General features: G+C 72.1%; 16 protein-coding genes and 1 pseudogene. 9 read left to right on the top strand and 8 right to left on the bottom strand.

What is annotated here, in order from left to right:
• The first annotated feature begins 14 nt into the window (after nucleotides 1–14).
• Nucleotides 15–206, top strand: a complete 192-nt coding sequence (locus ACQPXD_RS31720; RefSeq protein ID WP_432825000.1) for a ferredoxin — start codon at nucleotides 15–17, stop codon at nucleotides 204–206.
• Here ACQPXD_RS31720 and ACQPXD_RS31715 read toward each other — a convergent pair.
• Nucleotides 203–1387, bottom strand: a complete 1185-nt coding sequence (locus tag ACQPXD_RS31715) for a GAF domain-containing sensor histidine kinase (RefSeq protein ID WP_432824999.1) — start codon at nucleotides 1385–1387, stop codon at nucleotides 203–205. The two genes, ACQPXD_RS31720 and ACQPXD_RS31715, sit on opposite strands and share 4 nt — an antisense overlap.
• 150 nt (nucleotides 1388–1537) lie before the next feature.
• Between ACQPXD_RS31715 and ACQPXD_RS31710 the strand changes: the two genes are divergently transcribed.
• The 4 genes from ACQPXD_RS31710 to ACQPXD_RS31695 are packed head-to-tail and all read left to right on the top strand — an operon-like array spanning nucleotide 1538 to nucleotide 6401.
• The gene (locus ACQPXD_RS31710; RefSeq protein WP_432824998.1) at nucleotides 1538–2158 is read left to right on the top strand and encodes a TetR/AcrR family transcriptional regulator; all 621 of its coding nucleotides are present in this window, start codon (nucleotides 1538–1540) and stop codon (nucleotides 2156–2158) included.
• 3 nt (nucleotides 2159–2161) lie between these two features.
• Entirely contained in the window at nucleotides 2162–3898 is a 1737-nt protein-coding gene (locus ACQPXD_RS31705) for an ABC transporter ATP-binding protein (protein WP_432824996.1), read from the top strand.
• On the top strand, nucleotides 3895–5874 hold the full coding sequence (locus tag ACQPXD_RS31700; protein ID WP_432824995.1) for an ABC transporter ATP-binding protein: 1980 nt from the start codon (nucleotides 3895–3897) through the stop codon (nucleotides 5872–5874). Before ACQPXD_RS31705 ends, ACQPXD_RS31700 begins: the two co-directional genes overlap by 4 nt.
• A gap of 56 nt (nucleotides 5875–5930) precedes the next feature.
• Nucleotides 5931–6401, top strand: coding sequence for an SRPBCC family protein (locus ACQPXD_RS31695; protein ID WP_432824994.1), 471 nt, complete (start codon nucleotides 5931–5933; stop codon nucleotides 6399–6401).
• Here ACQPXD_RS31695 and ACQPXD_RS31690 read toward each other — a convergent pair.
• Both ACQPXD_RS31690 and ACQPXD_RS31685 read right to left on the bottom strand, forming a co-directional pair.
• A complete protein-coding gene (locus tag ACQPXD_RS31690; RefSeq protein ID WP_432824993.1) occupies nucleotides 6385–6945 on the bottom strand; it encodes a 2-phosphosulfolactate phosphatase in 561 nt (186 codons plus the stop codon). The two genes, ACQPXD_RS31695 and ACQPXD_RS31690, sit on opposite strands and share 17 nt — an antisense overlap.
• Nucleotides 6878–7171: pseudogene (locus ACQPXD_RS31685) on the bottom strand (2-phosphosulfolactate phosphatase); the annotation flags it as partial. The pseudogene ACQPXD_RS31685 and the gene ACQPXD_RS31690, both read right to left, overlap by 68 nt.
• 554 nt (nucleotides 7172–7725) lie before the next feature.
• Between ACQPXD_RS31685 and ACQPXD_RS31680 the strand changes: the two are divergent.
• Nucleotides 7726–8115 carry a VOC family protein gene (locus ACQPXD_RS31680; protein WP_432824992.1) on the top strand — a complete coding sequence of 130 codons (390 nt, stop codon included), beginning with the start codon at nucleotides 7726–7728 and terminating at the stop codon, nucleotides 8113–8115.
• 10 nt (nucleotides 8116–8125) lie between these two features.
• Here ACQPXD_RS31680 and ACQPXD_RS31675 read toward each other — a convergent pair whose 3' ends face one another.
• The 3 genes from ACQPXD_RS31675 to ACQPXD_RS31665 form a co-directional block, all read right to left on the bottom strand.
• On the bottom strand, nucleotides 8126–8860 hold the full coding sequence (locus ACQPXD_RS31675) for an AAA family ATPase (RefSeq protein WP_432824991.1): 735 nt from the start codon (nucleotides 8858–8860) through the stop codon (nucleotides 8126–8128).
• A 24-nt stretch (nucleotides 8861–8884) separates the two neighbouring features.
• Complete coding sequence (locus tag ACQPXD_RS31670; protein WP_432824990.1) at nucleotides 8885–9424, bottom strand: GNAT family N-acetyltransferase; 540 nt, start codon at nucleotides 9422–9424, stop codon at nucleotides 8885–8887.
• Nucleotides 9425–9665: 241 nt separating this feature from the next.
• On the bottom strand, nucleotides 9666–10613 hold the full coding sequence (locus ACQPXD_RS31665) for an SDR family NAD(P)-dependent oxidoreductase (protein ID WP_432824989.1): 948 nt from the start codon (nucleotides 10611–10613) through the stop codon (nucleotides 9666–9668).
• Nucleotides 10614–10716: 103 nt separating this feature from the next.
• On the opposite strand from ACQPXD_RS31665, the gene ACQPXD_RS31660 reads away from it, so the two are divergent.
• The 3 genes from ACQPXD_RS31660 (at nucleotide 10717) to ACQPXD_RS31650 (ending at nucleotide 13460) form a co-directional block, all read left to right on the top strand.
• Complete coding sequence (locus tag ACQPXD_RS31660) at nucleotides 10717–11385, top strand: TetR/AcrR family transcriptional regulator (RefSeq protein WP_432824988.1); 669 nt, start codon at nucleotides 10717–10719, stop codon at nucleotides 11383–11385.
• A 127-nt stretch (nucleotides 11386–11512) separates the two neighbouring features.
• Entirely contained in the window at nucleotides 11513–12664 is a 1152-nt protein-coding gene (locus ACQPXD_RS31655; protein WP_432824987.1) for a lytic polysaccharide monooxygenase, read from the top strand.
• A 76-nt stretch (nucleotides 12665–12740) separates the two neighbouring features.
• Nucleotides 12741–13460 carry a hypothetical protein gene (locus ACQPXD_RS31650; RefSeq protein WP_432824986.1) on the top strand — a complete coding sequence of 240 codons (720 nt, stop codon included), beginning with the start codon at nucleotides 12741–12743 and terminating at the stop codon, nucleotides 13458–13460.
• On the opposite strand, the gene ACQPXD_RS31645 is transcribed toward ACQPXD_RS31650, so the two are convergent.
• Nucleotides 13434–14024, bottom strand: coding sequence for a hypothetical protein (locus ACQPXD_RS31645; RefSeq protein WP_432824985.1), 591 nt, complete (start codon nucleotides 14022–14024; stop codon nucleotides 13434–13436). The two genes, ACQPXD_RS31650 and ACQPXD_RS31645, sit on opposite strands and share 27 nt — an antisense overlap.
• Nucleotides 14025–14082: 58 nt before the next feature.
• On the bottom strand, nucleotides 14083–15717 hold the full coding sequence (gene pgi, locus ACQPXD_RS31640; RefSeq protein WP_432824984.1) for a glucose-6-phosphate isomerase: 1635 nt from the start codon (nucleotides 15715–15717) through the stop codon (nucleotides 14083–14085).

Below are 15717 nucleotides of genomic sequence, written 5' to 3'. Positions count from 1 at the left end.
CGGTGGAGGAGACAATGAAGGTCACCGCGGACACCGGCGTCTGCGTCGGGGCCGGCCAGTGCGCGCTGCGCCTGCCCGAGGTGTTCGATCAGCGCGACGAGGACGGCCTGGTGGTGGTGCTCGACGAGACCCCGCCGCCGGAGCTGCGCGACGCGGTGCGCGAGGCGGCGCTGAACTGCCCGTCCGGGGCGATCACCGCCGGCTAGGGCAGGGTCAGGCGGGCGGTGGTGCCGGCGCCGGCCGAGCTCAGCGTGAGCCGGCCGCCGTGCGCCGCCGCGGCCTCCTGGGCGATGTGCAGGCCCAGGCCGACGCCCGGCACCGCCTCCCGGCGGGCGTGGCGGCCGCGGAAGAACCGCTGGAACACATACGGCAGCTCGTCGGCCGGGATGCCGACCCCGGCGTCGCAGACCTCGATCGCCGGCGCCGGAGAGTACACCGCCCGGACCGTGACCGCGGCGCCGGGCGGGCTGAACAGGATCGCGTTGCGGACCAGCTGCTGCACCGCCTGGGTCAGCCGGGCCGCGTCGACCGACACGACCGACGCCTGGGTGGCCGGCTCCACGACCACCTCCACGCCGCGGGGCTCGGCCAGCTGCGCGCACGAGCGGACCGCGGCGGCCAGCAGCACGTGCAGCTCGACCGGGGTGCGGTGCAGCGGCAGCGGCGCGCCGGCCGGGCGGGCGCCGGTGAGCAGGTGCTCGACCATGCCGACGAGGCGCCGGCCGTTGCGCTGGATCGGCTCCACCAGCCGGTGGCAGCCGTCCGGCAGCTCGTCCTCGGCCAGCAGCTCGAGGTACCCCTGGATCGCCGTGACCGGCGTGCGCAGCTCGTGGGAGATGGTCGCGACCAGGTCCTCCTCCCGCTGGGTCGCCCGGGCCAGTTCGTCGCCGAGCTCGGCCAGCAGCAGCCGGCTGCGCAGCAGCGCCAGGTGCCCGGCCGCCTGCCGCGACAGCGTGCCCAGCGCCTCCCGCTGGCCGGGGGCGAGGTCGCCGGGCCGGTCGTCGATGACGCAGAGCGCGCCGAGCGCGTAGCCGTCGTCGTCGATGAGCGGCGATCCGGCGTAAAAGCGCACGTGCGGGTCGCCGATGACGTTACGGTACGCCCGGAAGCGCTCGTCGGCACGCGCGTCCGGCACCACGAGCTGCGCGCGGGCCGGGATGGTCTGCGCGCAGAACGAGATGTCGCGGGGCGTCTCGTCCTCGGCAATCCCGGTCTTGCCGGCGAACCACTGACGGTCACGGTCGACGAGGCAGACCGCCGACATCGGGGTGCCGCACACCGACGCCGCCAGCCGGGCCAGGTCGTCCAGCTGCGGCGGCCGCGCCGCGCCGAGCACCCCGTAGCTGTGCACGGCCGACAGCCGGGCTTCCTCGTCGACGTCGCTCATGCGGCCTTTCCTCCTCGACACTCGCACTGCCAACATCGTGGGTATACCCAGGAGCCGCGGCCGGCTACACAGCGTTGCAACGGGGTTGCACCGTTCGCTCTCGGAAAAACTGGTTGTCTGAGTGAGTGCTCGCTCATTACAGTGGTGCGCGTGAATCAGCAGCAGACCCGGCGGCGGCGCGTGCCGGCCCTCGCGCCCGACGAGCGGCGGGCCGCGCTCATCGCCGCCACCCTGCCGCTGCTGCGCACCCACGGCGCCGCGGTCACCACCCGGCAGATCGCCGAGGCCGCCGGCGTCGCCGAAGGCACCATCTTCGGCGTCTTCCCCGACAAGGCGTCACTGCTCTCCGCCGCGCTGCGCAGCGCCTTCGAGGCCGGCCCGGTGCTGCGGGCGCTGTCGGCGATCGACCCCCAGGCGGGCCTGCGGGAGCGGCTCAGCGACGCGGCCGCCATCCTGATCCGCCGGGTCGAGGGCTCCGCGCCGCTGATGATGCTCGCCCGCACCATGCAGGTTCCGGCCGACGAGTCGCCCTTCACCGCGCTGCTGGAGGGCCGCCGCCGCCTCACCGAGGCCGTCACCGCGCTCATCGAGCCCGACCGGGACCAGCTGCGGCGCAGCCCCGACACCACCGCACGGCTGCTCTTCGCGCTCGTGGTCAGCGCGGTGCGCGGCGAACTGCCCACCGACGACGGCCTGCTCACACCCGACGAGATCGTCGCGGTCCTGCTCGACGGCCTGCTGAAACGTCCCGCCGATCCTGGAGTTGCCTGACCGATGCTCATCCGTCTGCTTCGAACATACCTGCGGCCCTACCGCGGGCCGATCACGCTGGTGGTGCTGCTGCAGCTGGTGCAGACGCTCGCCACCCTCTACCTGCCCACCCTCAACGCCGACATCATCGACCACGGCGTGGTCACCGGCGACACCGGCTACATCCTGCGCTACGGCGGGTTCATGCTCGCCGTCACGCTGGTGCAGATCGTCTGCTCGGCCGCCGCGGTCTACTTCGGCGCCCGCACCGCCTCCGCCCTCGGCCGCGACGTGCGGGCCGGCCTGTTCGACAAGGTCCAGCGGCTCTCCGCGCGGGAGGTCGGCGAGCTCGGCGCGCCGTCGCTGATCACCCGCAGCACCAACGACATCCAGCAGGTCCAGATGCTGGTGCTGATGACGTTCACGCTGATGGTCTCGGCGCCGATCATGTGCGTCGGCGGCATCATCCTGGCCCTCAACCAGGACGTGCCGCTGTCCGGGCTGCTGCTCGTGGTCACCCCGGTGCTCATCGGCCTCATCGCGCTCATCGTGATACAGATGCGGCCGCTGTTCCGGCTCATGCAGGTGCGCATCGACCTGGTCAACCGGGTCATCCGCGAGCAGATCAGCGGCATCCGGGTGATCCGCGCGTTCGTCCGCGACGAGCACGAGCGGCGCCGGTTCGAGCAGACCAACGCCGAGCTGCGCGACGTCGCGCTCGCCACCGGCCGGCTCATGGCGCTGATGTTCCCCACCGTCATGCTCGTGCTCAACGCCTCCAGCATCGGCGTGCTGTGGTTCGGCGCGCAGCGCATCGACAGCGGCGGCATGGAGATCGGCGCGCTGACCGCGTTCCTGAGCTACCTCATGCAGATCCTCATGTCGGTGATGATGGCGACGTTCATGTTCGTCATGATCCCGCGGGCCGAGGTGTGCGCCGAACGCATCCAGGAGGTGCTGGACACCGAGTCCAGCGTCCACCCGCCGGCGGCGCCGGTGACCAGCGTCGCCGTGCACGGCGAGCTCGAGCTGCGCGGCGTGTCGTTCCACTACCCGGGCGCCGAGTCGGCCGTCCTCGCGGGCGTGGACCTGATCGCGCACCCGGGCCAGACGACGGCGATCATCGGCAGTACCGGCGCGGGAAAGACGACCCTGCTCAACCTCGTCCCGCGGCTGTTCGACGCCACCGGCGGCACGGTCCTCGTCGACGGCGTCGACGTGCGCGAGCTCGACCCCGCGCTGCTGGCCCGGACCGTGAGCATGGTCCCGCAGAAGCCGTACCTGTTCTCCGGCACCGTCGCCAGCAACCTGCGCTACGGCCGGCCCGACGCCACCGACGACGAGCTGTGGCAGGCCCTCGAGGTCGCCCAGGCGGCCCGATTCGTGCGGGCCATGCCCGAGGGCCTCGCCGCGCCGATCGCCCAGGGCGGCACCAACGTCTCCGGCGGGCAGCGCCAGCGCCTGGCGATCGCCCGCACCCTGGTCGCCCGGCCCGAGATCTACCTGTTCGACGACTCGTTCTCGGCCCTGGACTACGCCACCGACGCGGCCCTGCGCGAGGCGCTGCGCACCGGGATCGCCGGCGCCACGATCGTCATCGTCGCCCAGCGGGTCAGCACCATCCGCGACGCCGACCGCATCGTCGTGCTCGACGAGGGCCGGGTCGTCGGCAGCGGCACCCACCACGAACTCATGGACGACAACGCCACCTACCGCGAGATCGTCCTGTCCCAGCTCACCGAGCAGGAGGCGGCGGCATGACGGCACCCAATCGCCCCGCGGGCGGCGCCGCCCGCCCCGGCGGCGGCCCGGCCTTCGGCCCCGGCCGGATGATGATGGCCGGCGGCCCCCCGGCGAAGCTGGAGGACTTCAAGGGCTCCGCCAAACGGCTGCTCAAGATGCTCGCCCCCGACCGGCTCGTCGTCGCCGCGATCGTCGTGTTCGGCGTGGCCAGCGTCGGGCTGTCGGTCACCGGCCCGCGGCTGCTCGGCCACGCCACCGACGTCATCTTCGAGGGCATCATCTCCAAGCGGATCCCGGCCGGCACGACCAAGCAGCAGGCCGTGGAGGCGCTGCGCGCCCAGGGCCAGGACTCCTTCGCCGACCTGGTCAACGGCATGGACAACCTCGTGCCCGGCCGGGGCATCGACTTCGACCGGCTGACGCAGGTGCTGCTGTGGGTCGCGGTGGTGTACCTCTTCGCCTGGGTCTTCGGCCTGCTACAGGCCCGGCTCACCACCGTCGTGGTGCAGCGCACCGTCTTCCGGCTGCGCGAGCAGGTGCAGGACAAGCTGTCCCGGCTGCCGCTGTCCTACTTCGACGAGCAGCCGCGCGGCGAGGTGCTCTCCCGGGCCACCAACGACACCGACAACATCGCGACGACCCTGCAGCAGTCGATGAGCATGCTGCTCACCTCGCTGCTGACCATCATCGGCGTGCTCGTCATGATGTTCTGGATCTCGCCGCTGCTCGCCGTCATCGCGCTGATCACCGTGCCGGTGTCGGTGTTCGTCACGACCCGCATCGGCAAACGTTCCCAGCCGCAGTTCGTCAAGCAGTGGGCCAGCACCGGCCGGCTCAACGGCCACATCGAGGAGATGTTCACCGGCCACTCGGTGGTGAAGATCTTCGGCCGGCAGCAGGAGGCCGCCCAGACCTTCGCCGAGCACAACGACGCGCTCTACAACTCGGCGTTCCGGGCCCAGTTCATCTCCGGCCTCATCCAGCCCGCGATGATGTTCATCGGCAACATCAACTACGTGCTCGTCGCCGTCGTCGGCGGCCTGCGCGTGGCCTCGGGCGCGATGACGCTGGGCGACGTCCAGGCGTTCATCCAGTACTCCCGGCAGTTCTCCCAGCCGCTGACCCAGGTCGCCAGCATGGCCAACCTGGTGCAGTCCGGCATCGCCTCCGCCGAGCGGGTCTTCCAGCTGCTCGACGCCCCCGAGCAGAGCCCCGACCCGGCCGACCCGGCCCGCCCGGAGCAGGTGCGCGGCAAGGTCACGTTCGAGCACGTCTCGTTCCGCTACAAGCCCGGCGAGCCGCTCATCGAGGACCTGTCGCTGAGCGTCGAGCCGGGCCAGACGGTCGCCATCGTCGGCCCCACCGGCGCCGGCAAGACCACCCTGGTCAACCTGATCATGCGGTTCTACGACCTGACCGGCGGCCGGATCCTGCTCGACGACGTGGACATCGCCACGATGACCCGCGACGAGCTGCGCGAACAGATCGGCATGGTGCTGCAGGACACGTGGCTGTTCCAGGGCACCATCGCGGAGAACCTCGCCTACGGCGCCGACCAGCCCACCCAGGAGAAGATCACCGCCGCCGCCGAGGCCGCCCACGCCGACCGGTTCGTGCGCACCCTGCCCGACGGCTACGACACGGTCATCGACGAGGAGGGCGCCGGCGTCAGCGCGGGCGAGAAACAGCTCATCACGATCGCCCGCGCCTTCCTGGCCGAGCCGACGATCCTGATCCTGGACGAGGCCACGAGCTCCGTCGACACCCGCACCGAGGTGCTCATCCAGCGCGCGATGAGCACCCTGCGCGCGGGCCGGACGAGCTTCGTCATCGCCCACCGCCTGTCCACCATCCGCGACGCCGACCTGATCCTGGTGATGGAGCACGGCTCGATCGTCGAGCAGGGCACCCACGACTCCCTGCTCGCCGCGGGCGGCGCCTACGCCCGCCTCTACTCGGCCCAGTTCGCCGCCGCCGCGGTCGACGTCGACTGAGCCCCGCCCGGCCCGGGCTCCCCTTTCGGGGGCCCGGGCCGTGGTTCGATACGGCGGTGACCCAACCCCACGAACCCGAGCACATCGTGACCGCCGCCCGCGACATCGCCGCGCCGGCCGCGGACATCTTCGAACTCATCGCCGACCCGGTCCAGCAGCCCCGCTGGGACGGCAACGACAACCTCGCCGAGGCCCGGTCCACCGATCGGGTCCGGGCCGCCGGCGACGTCTTCGTCATGGGGCTCACCACCGGCAACGTCCGCGAGAACCACGTGGTCGAGTTCGAGGAGCAACGCCGCATCGCGTGGCGGCCGAGCGAGCCGGGCCGGCCGCCGTTCGGGCACCTGTGGCGGTGGGTCCTCGAGCCGATCGACGCGGGGCACACGCGGGTGACGCACACGTACGACTGGACCGACCTCACCGACGAGCAGCGGATTCCCCGCGCCCGGGCGACCACCGCGGACAAGCTGCGGGCCTCCCTCGACCGGCTCGCCGGCCTCGCCGAGAGCCTCAGCACGCCACGGTGACCAGCGTGACGCCGTCCGGGCCGACGTCGCCGACCATGGCGAACGCGGACCGGTCGACGTCGCGGCAGAACGGGATGTCGCCGGACAGGTCGACGCGGTCCGGCGCGGGAAGGCGGGCGTAGCCGCGGGCGTGCTCGGCGGCGCCCGCCAGGATGCCCGCGACCAGATCCGCCGGGCTCGGCCCGGCCCCACCGAGCAGGCCGGCGAGGTACCGGGCGCAGGCCAGGTCCTCGGCGGTGTCCCCGGTGCACACCAGCGCGCACGGGGCACCGGCATGGTTGGCGCCGATCCAGCGGGCGGTCGCGGCGACGTTCGGCGCCGACACCGCGAGCAGCGCCGCCGCGCGCGGGTGGCGGGCGAGGCCGCGCGTGCCGTTCGACGTCGCCTGGATCAGCCGCCGGCCGCCCGACCCGCGCCGCCGACATCTCCAGCGGCGAGTTGCCGAGGTCGAAGTCCGCCGGCCTGCGCCCGCCGCTCTCGCCGACCAGGAGCCGGTCCGGGTACCGCCGCCGCAGCGCCCGGCCGGCGTCGACGGACGGCACACAGACGATGTCCGCCGCGCCGCGCTCGAACGCGACCGCGGCGGTGGTGAACGCGCGGATGACGTCGATGACGACCACGACGGCGCCGGGCGGAACCTCGGCGTCCAGGCCGACGATCGCCGGGCTCAGTCCCACCGGCAGGTCCAGTACACCGGCGTGACATCGTTGTGCGCGGCCGGCAACCGGCCCCGCGGCGGCGACTCGAACCAGCTCATGGCCCACCACCATAGGCGCCCGGCGACGGCCGCCCGCCGTCCGACCCGCCCAGCCAGCCGGCGAGGTCAACCGGCACAGCCCCACGACCTGCTGCCGCGCAACGGAATATCGACGGTGATCACCGCGTGGTCGTGCCGCCGCGTGGCAGCTGCCGGGCCCTGCGATGTTCGCAACCTCCGATCTGCGCGGCCGGGTCGGACGTATGTCTCCGTGATCATGATGTCCGCGGTGGCGCACCGCGGGTTTGCCATGATCCCGGAGACTTTCGGTACACGGGGGTACATCAGCGCTCCGTGATCATGAAAAACCGGTGGTGTCGGCGGCGGTACAGCATGATCGCGGAGACTTCCGGTCGATGTGCCGCGCCTCGCGGGGTGCGTCGCTCCGGGCTCACGCAGTGTCGAGCGGGGTATCCAATCAAATCTAGTGCAGGCGCTCGACGGTATGTACGTCAGCGACTCGACGGATGTCCGGCTCGCCGTCCACGGACGTCGCGGGAACTGGGTGTTCCGGAGTCGTCGCGGGGTAGCCCATGCGGAGTAGCGCAGGAGTCGGGAGGCAAGGCCATGTCCGTACAACTCAATCACACGATCGTCGCGGCCCGGGAAAAGGAGACCTCAGCCAGGTTCCTGGCGACGATGCTGGGGCTGCCGGTGCGTCCTCGCTTCGGCCCCTTCGTCCCGGTCGAGGTGAGCAACGGCGTCACGCTGGACTTCATGGACACCGGCGGCGAGCCCATCACCCCGCAGCACTACGCGTTCCTGGTCACGGAGGACGAGTTCGACGCCGTTTTCGGCCGGATCCAGCGGGCCGGGGTCGCCTACTACGCCGATCCGCATCACGATCACCCGCAGGAGATCAACCACCGCGACGGCGGTCGTGGTGTGTACTTCGACGACCCGGACGGGCACAACCTGGAGATCCTCACGCGCCCGTACGGCAGCGGCGGGACGTGATCCGCGCGCATCAGTGGAGCAGGTGTCGCAGGTACCGGTCGGGCCGCTCGAGGAACGCGCGGAAGTGGTCCACGACGGCCAGGTCCGGCCACGCCGTCGTCCGGATGCCGTGCTCGCCGAGTTCCAGCAGGGTCGCGGCCGGTAGGGCGGTCAGCACCGGGGAGTGGGTGGCCACCACGATCTGCGCCCCGGCCTCGGCCAAGGCCGCCAGGCGGGACATGAGGCTCAGGGTGGAGGTGAACGACAAGGCTGCCTCCGGCTCGTCGAGCAGGTAGAAGCCCGGCCGGGCGAGCTTGCGTTCCAGCACGGCCAGGAATCCCTCGCCGTGGCTGCGTTCGTGCAGATCCGAGTCGGGCGAGTCGGGCAGCGCCTCCAGGTAGGTGTAGAGGCCGTGCGTGGTCTCCGCGCGCAGAAAGTACGCGTCGCCCCGGCCGCCCGGGCTGCGCACGAGGCGCAGCGCCGCGCCCAGCGGCGACTCGGTGGGCCGGGTGCGGTGCATCGCGGCCCGCGAGCCGCCCTCCACGTTGAGGCCGTAGGCCTGCGCCAGCGCCTCGATCAGCGTCGACTTTCCCGAACCGTTCTCGCCGACGAGGAACGTCACGCCGGCCGGCAGGTCCAGCCCCGCGTCCAGCACCGCGCGGACGGCGGGAATGCGGGCCCACCACGCGTCCGCGTCCCATTCGGCGCCCGGATCCCGCTCGACCCGCCGCACCGGGCGGGCGGCCTGCCTCCTGCGCGCCTCCACGCGAGGAACACTACGCGGCCGGAGTCAGGCGGTCGGCAGCCAGAAGCGCAGCTTGTCGCCGCGCTGGTCCTCCAAGACGCCGCCGCTGGCCTCGATCACCTTGCGGGAGGCGGTGTTCGTGGCGTCGCAGGTGAGCAGGGCGGTGTCGATGCCCAGCCGGCGGGCGACCGGCAGCGCGGCGCGCAGCATGGCGGTGCCGTGGCCGCGGCGGCGGGCGGACGGGCGAACGTCGTAGCCGATGTGACCGCCGACCTCCAGCAGGCTCGGGGTCAGGCGATGCCGGATGCCGACGCGGCCGAGGTACTCGTCGCCGTCGATCAGCCACAGCGTCGTCGCCGGCACGTGGCCCTCGGGGCGGGGGGAGTCCTCGCGCGCCTGGGCGTGCAGGTGCTCGACGAAGGTGCGGAAGGACTCCGGGGCCGACCAGTGCGGGCCGAACTCGCGGAGCTCGCCGGCGATCGCGCTGATGTCGGCCGGCCCGCCGCGGCCCTCGGCGCGGAACTCCGCCATGGCGGCGACGAAGGATCGGTGCACGCGTACCGTCGGCGGGCGCAACTGCGGCATGCGGACATTGGTACCCAATGGACCATCGCCGCGCATCCGCAATATGGTCGCCGGGTGCCGGATGCGATCTTCGCCCACCCGCGTCTCGCGCGTGTCTACGACGCCTTCGACGCCGGCCGCGGCGACCTGGCCGCCTACCGGCGGGCGAGGCCGACCTGGCGACCATGACCGGGAACGTGGCCCAGGTCTTCCTCACCGACGATGACTGCCGCGGCGAGCCGGCGCCTCCTACCAGCGTGGGCTAGATCGTGATGGCCGATCCGGAGGGAAACGAGTTCTGCTTGGGCTGAACGACGGGGAACTTCACGCCGGTGAGGTGTTCGGAGACGGCCCACAGCCGCTGCTGGACGGCCACCTCGTACGACTCCGGGCTGGAGGTGACCAGCCGGGGGTGGCCCATGACCTCGTTGCGTCCGCCGGGACCGTAGTACTGGCCGCCGAGCGCGCCGGGGTCGGTGGCGGCGCGCAGGGTCGGCAGCGCGCCCATCGCCGGCGTCTGGGTGATCAGCGGCGCGAGCCAGGTGAGCGGAAGCCGGAGGGCCGCGGGGGTGTTGCGGGCGAGTTCGGTGCTGGACAGGCCGGGGTGCGCGGCCACCGCGACGGTGGTGCCGTGCGCGGCGAGCCGGCGCTGCAGCTCGTACGTGAACATCAGGTTGGCCAGCTTGGACTGACCGTAGGCGCCGGCCCGGCTGTACGACCGCTCCCACTGCAGGTCGTCGAAGTGGATCGCGGCCCGGATGCGGTGGCCGGTGCTGCTGACCGTCACCACGCGCGAGCCGGGCACCGGCAGCATCAGGTCCAGCAGCAGCCCGGTGAGCGCGAAGTGGCCGAGGTGGTTGGTGCCGAACTGCAGCTCGAAGCCGTCCCGGGTGGTCTGCTTCGGGGTGTACATCACGCCGGCGTTGTTGATCAGCAGGTCGATCCGGTCGAGCCGGGACCGCAGCGCCGCCGCCGCGGCCCGGACGGAGTCGAGCGAGGTCAGGTCCAGCGCCTGCACGGTCACGTCGCCGGTCATGCGGGCCGCGGCCTGCTCGCCCTTCTCGACGTTGCGCACGGCGAGCACCACGGACGCCCCGTGCTCGGCGAGCGCCTTGGCGGTCTCGTACCCCAGTCCGGTGTTGGCCCCGGTCACCACGGCCACCCGCCCGCGCTGGTCCGGGATGTTCGCTGTCGTCCACTGCTCGCTCATGTCAGGCTCCCAACCGGCTAACGTACCGAAGGTATCTTGTGTTGACGACGTTAAAGTACTTTCGGTACGTTGTCAACGTACCGCAGGTACGTAAGTTAGGCTGGTGATCGTGACGTTCCAGCGGGCGCGGACCGAAGAGCAGCGGGAGATCCGCCGGCGGGCGATCCTCGACATTGCGTCGGCGATGCTCGACGAGATGCCCGTGGCCGCGGTCACCCTGAACGAGCTCAGCCGCCGGGTCGGCCTGGCGAAGCCGAACGTGCTGCGCTACTTCGAGTCCCGCGAGGCGGTGCTGCTGGAACTGCTGGACCACTTCCTGCGGGAGTGGCTGACCGAACTGGCCGGCGAGCTCGCCGCCGGCATCGACGAGCATCTCCCCATGGCCGAGCGGGCGGCCGCGGTGGCCGGGATCCTCGGCCGCTCACTCTCCGGCCGGGGGGTGTTGTGCGACCTCTTCGGCGCACAGGGCAGCGTCCTGGAGCACAACGTCTCCGTCGAGGTCGTGGCACGCTACAAGCGCGCCTCCCTGGACCGCCTGGCGACCATGACCGCCCTGCTCCAGCAGTACCTGCCGGAGCTGGGCGAGAACGCGGCACTGTTCAGCCTGCAGACCCTGCTCGTCGCCGGCGCGCTGTCGGCGTACAGCACACCCCCACCCAGCCTGCAGGCGGCGTACCAGGCCGAGCCCGACCTGGCCCGCTTCCACTTGGAGCTGGAGGACTCGCTGAAGCTGGCCCTGACCGCCACCCTCCTGGGCGTGCTGCCCCGGTAAGTTTCACGGCCGCCACGCATACATTCAAGATCATGTTTGCCAGGTCGGGGCGGCGGTGCGGACACTGCGGCTACCTCGTGGGAGCCGAGCGACCGTGCCGCGCCCCTGACTTTGGAGGTACCCGACCTTGGCAACACTCTCCAGACGCGCCCTGCCGGCGGCCGTGGCCGCGGTGGCGGCGCTCGCCGCGGCGGTGCTCGTCGCGCCCGGACCGGCCCGGGCGCACGGCGTCGCGCTCGTGCCCGGCAGCCGCACCTACCTGTGCTACGTCGACGGCCTGCGGGCCAACGGGCAGATCATCCCGACCAACCCGGCCTGCGCCGACGCCGTCGCGCAGGGCGGCCAGCAGCCGCTCTACGACTGGTTCGGCGTGCTGCGCTCCGACGCCGGCGGGCGCACCACCGGCTTCATCCCGGACGGGCAGATCTGCGGCGGCGGCACCACGAAGTACGCCGCCTACAACGCCGCGCGCACCGACTGGCCGACCACGCACCTCACCGCCGGGTCCACGATCCAGCTGCACTACAGCAACTGGGCCGCACACCCCGGCACGTTCCACATGTACATCACCAAGGACGGCTGGAACCCGCTCACCCCGCTCGCCTGGGGCGACCTCGAGCCGTTCTGGAGCGCGACCGACCCGCCGCAGTCCGGCGGGCCGGGCGGCTTCAACTACTACTACTGGGACACCACGCTGCCGGCGGGCAAGACCGGCCGGCACATCCTCTACATCCAGTGGGTCCGCTCGGACAGCCAGGAGAACTTCTTCAGCTGCTCCGACGTCGTCTTCGACGGCGGGCACGGCGAGGTGACCGGCGTCGGCGGCAGCCAGCCCAGCGCCTCGCCGTCCCGGTCGGTCCCGGGCTCGCCGTCGGTGTCGCCGTCCGCCTCGCGGTCGGTGTCGCCGTCGCCGTCCCGGTCGGTCTCCCCGTCGCCGTCGCGCTCCTCGTCGCCGCCCCCGACCGGTGGCGGCGGCTGCACGGCCACGTGGAAGACCAACGACATCAGCTGGGCCGGGCACTTCCAGGGCGAGGTGACCGTCAAGAACAACGGCTCGCCGACCCTCAACGGCTGGACCGTGCGCTGGACGTACACCGGCGGGCAGGGCTTCGACGGCGCGCCCTGGAACGGCACGCTCACCGGCCAGCCGCCCAACGTGGCCGTCACGAACGTCGACTGGAACCGGGTGCTCGGCCCGGGCGCCAGCACGTCGTTCGGCTTCAACGCGACCGGCACCGCGCCCGCGACGGCGCCGGCGCTGACCTGCACCAGTCCCTGATCCGGCCGGGTTCCGGCGTGGTGCCCGCGCCTGCCGGGTGCGGGCACCGCATCGTCGTTTCGAAGGGGTACTCCAGGTGAGGAAACGGTTCGTCGTCGGTCTCGCCGCCGTGGTCCTGGTGCTCGCCGGGCTGGTCATCGCCACCCGCCGGGCCGACCCGCCGCCCCCGGTCCACGAGACGGTGCACAGCGTCGAGGGCGCGCTCGGCGGCCGGCAGTCGGCCCGGCTGGAGGTGGTCAGCGGCGTCGAGTCGGTGATCATCCACAGCGAGCCGCTCGGCGACCTGCTGTACCGCGCCTCGACCCTGCCCGGCAGCAAAGTCGAGCCGATCGCCGAGGAGGCCGCCGACACGATCCGCCTGCGGCTCAACGGCACCGAGATCGCCGGCCAGGCGACCGTGCACGTGTACCTCAACGACACCGTCCGCTGGCAGCTCACCCTGGCCGGCGGCGGGCTGCGCCAGGTCGTGGACTTCGCCGGCGGCCGGCTCGCCGGCGTCGACGTGCAGGCCGGCGTCCAGGAGCTCGAGGTCACCGTGCCGAAGCCGGAAGGTACCCTCGCCATCCACGTCGGCGGCGTCGGGCGCCTGGCCGTGCACGCTCCCGCCGGCCCCCCGGCGCAGCTGACCCTGGGCGCGACCGGCACGATCGGCGAGGCGCGCGTCGACGACCAGACCAGGCAGAACCTCACCGGCGGCACGACGATCGCCGGCCAGGGCTGGGACGCCGCCGCCGACCGCTACGCCCTGCGGGTCGACACCGCCGCCGCCTCAGTGCTGGTGGACCGCCGGCCGTGAGCGGTGCGGAGGGACGCCGAACAGCGACAGCCGCCACAGGGAGACGTCGGGGGACTGGCCGGACAGGATGAGCACGCGGCGCATGCTCAGCAGCACCAGATGGTGGGAGGCGAAGTACAGCCAGCCGGCCAGCGGCAGCTCGACGATCAGGGCCGTGGCCAGGCTGACCCACCGGTCCGGGCCGGCGGCGGTCATCAGGTCGAACCACGCGTCCGCCACCAGCAGCGTCCCGCTCACCACCGATAACAGGATCATGATCTGCCGGCGGCGCAGGGCGGCCCAGGCGGTGAGGCCCAGCGTCGCGGCGACGGCCATGTCGAAGCCGACCCAGGTGGCCCGCCAGTGTCCCGCGAGGTACCGCGGCGGCAGCGTCGCGGCCAGCACCGCCACCCACGGGATCAGCAGCGCGCTGGCCACCCCGATCACGATGACGAACCGGCGCCGGGCCCGCTCCGCCACCGCGGGCGGCCGGTCGGTGACCGGCGGCGCCAGCACGGCCAGCCGCCGGGCCAGGTGGGCCCGCTCCTCAGGCGTCATCGAGCGCAGGTCGGCGTCCTTGATCACCAGTCGACCATACGTCGGCGCGGAGCGGCCAGGTGCCGCCCCGCGCCGGGGGAGCGGCTCAGCGGCCGCGCAGCGCGCGGTACCTGCCGACCAGCGACGACGTCGAGGAGTCCAGCGCGGACAGGTCGGGCGTGGCGGCGGTGAGCGCGGGCTCGATCCGCTTGGCGAGGACCTTGCCCAGCTCCACGCCCCACTGGTCGAACGAGTCGATGTTCCAGATGGCGCCCTGCACGAAGACCTTGTGCTCGTAGAGCGCGATGAGCTGGCCGAGCACCGCCGGCGTCAGCTCGTTCGCCAGGATCGTGGTCGTCGGGCGGTTGCCCCGGAAGGTGCGGTGCGGCACCTCGGCCTCGGCCACGCCCTCCGCGGCGACCTGCTCCGCGGTCTTGCCGAAGGCGAGCGCCTGGCCCTGCGCGAACAGGTTGGCCATCAGCAGGTCGTGCTGGCCGGCCAGCTCACCGAGCTCCGCGAGCGGGCTGGCGAAGCCGAGCAGGTCGGCCGGGATGAGCGCGGTGCCCTGGTGGATGAGCTGGTAGTACGCGTGCTGGCCGTTGGTGCCGGGGGTACCCCACACGATCGGGCCGGTGGCCCACTCGACCGGCCTGCCGTCGCGGTCGACGGACTTGCCGTTGGACTCCATGTCGAGCTGCTGCAGATAGGCCGTGAAACGCGACAGATAGTGACTGTACGGCAGCACGGCGTGCGTCTGGGCGTCGTGGAAGTCCCGATACCAGATCCCGAGCAGGCCCAGGATCAGCGGCGCGTTGTACTCCGGGGGAGCCGTGCGGAAGTGCTCGTCCATGCTGTGGAACCCGTCGAGCATGGCGCGGAACCCGTCCGGCCCGAGCGCGATCATGAGCGACAGGCCGATCGCGGAGTCGTAGGAGTAGCGCCCGCCGACCCAGTCCCAGAACTCGAACATGTTCGTCGTGTCGATGCCGAACTTGGCGACCTCGCCGGCGTTGGTCGACACGGCGACGAAGTGCTTGGCCACCGCGGCGTCATCGCCGAGCGCGTCGAGCAGCCACGTGCGCGCGGCCGTGGCGTTGGTGATCGTCTCGATTGTGGTGAATGTCTTGGACGACACGATGAACAGCGTGCGGGCCGGGTCGGCGTCGTGCACCGCCTCGTGCAGGTCGGCCGGGTCGACGTTGGAGACGAACTTGAAGGTGAGCGAGCGGTCGGTGTAGGCGCGCAGCGCCTCGTAGGCCATCGCCGGGCCCAGGTCGGAGCCGCCGATGCCGATGTTGACGACGGTGGTGATCCGCTCGCCGGTGTAGCCGGTCCACTCCCCGGACCGGATGCGGTCGGCGAACGCGGCCATCCGGTCGAGGACCGCGTGCACCTTGGGCACCACGTTCTCGCCGTCGACGATGATCTCGGCGTCGCGCGGCGCCCGCAGCGCGACGTGCAGCACCGCCCGGTGCTCGGTGAAGTTGATCTTCTCACCGCGGAACATCGCGTCGCGCAGCTCGAAGACGCCGCGCGCGGCCGCGAGGTCCTGCAGCAGGCGGAGGGTCTCGTCGGTGACCAGTTGCTTGCCGTAGTCGAGGTAGAGGTCGCCGACCTGCACCGAGTAGCGGCTGCCCCGGTCGGGGTCTTCGGCGAACAGGTCGCGCAGGTGCACCTCGCCGAGCTCCGCGCGGTGCTTGGCCAGCGCAGACCACTCGGGTAGATGGTTGAGCCGAGGCAT

Source organism: Dactylosporangium sp. CA-092794, assembly GCF_050948465.1.
Lineage (GTDB): Bacteria > Actinomycetota > Actinomycetes > Mycobacteriales > Micromonosporaceae > Dactylosporangium.
The sequence above is the reverse complement of the archived record's forward strand: the minus strand, read 5'-3'. Positions and strand labels throughout refer to the sequence as shown.

Excerpts from the sequence above, each read along its gene's own strand:
- ACQPXD_RS31720 (WP_432825000.1), top strand. The coding sequence starts at position 15 with ATGAAGGTCACCGCGGACACCGGCGTCTGCGTCGGGGCCGGCCAGTGC.
- ACQPXD_RS31715 (WP_432824999.1), bottom strand. The coding sequence starts at position 1,387 with ATGAGCGACGTCGACGAGGAAGCCCGGCTGTCGGCCGTGCACAGCTAC.
- ACQPXD_RS31705 (WP_432824996.1), top strand. The coding sequence starts at position 2,162 with ATGCTCATCCGTCTGCTTCGAACATACCTGCGGCCCTACCGCGGGCCG.
- ACQPXD_RS31700 (WP_432824995.1), top strand. The coding sequence starts at position 3,895 with ATGACGGCACCCAATCGCCCCGCGGGCGGCGCCGCCCGCCCCGGCGGC.
- ACQPXD_RS31680 (WP_432824992.1), top strand. The coding sequence starts at position 7,726 with ATGTCCGTACAACTCAATCACACGATCGTCGCGGCCCGGGAAAAGGAG.
- ACQPXD_RS31670 (WP_432824990.1), bottom strand. The coding sequence starts at position 9,424 with ATGCCGCAGTTGCGCCCGCCGACGGTACGCGTGCACCGATCCTTCGTC.
- ACQPXD_RS31665 (WP_432824989.1), bottom strand. The coding sequence starts at position 10,613 with ATGAGCGAGCAGTGGACGACAGCGAACATCCCGGACCAGCGCGGGCGG.
- pgi (WP_432824984.1), bottom strand. The coding sequence starts at position 15,717 with ATGCCTCGGCTCAACCATCTACCCGAGTGGTCTGCGCTGGCCAAGCAC.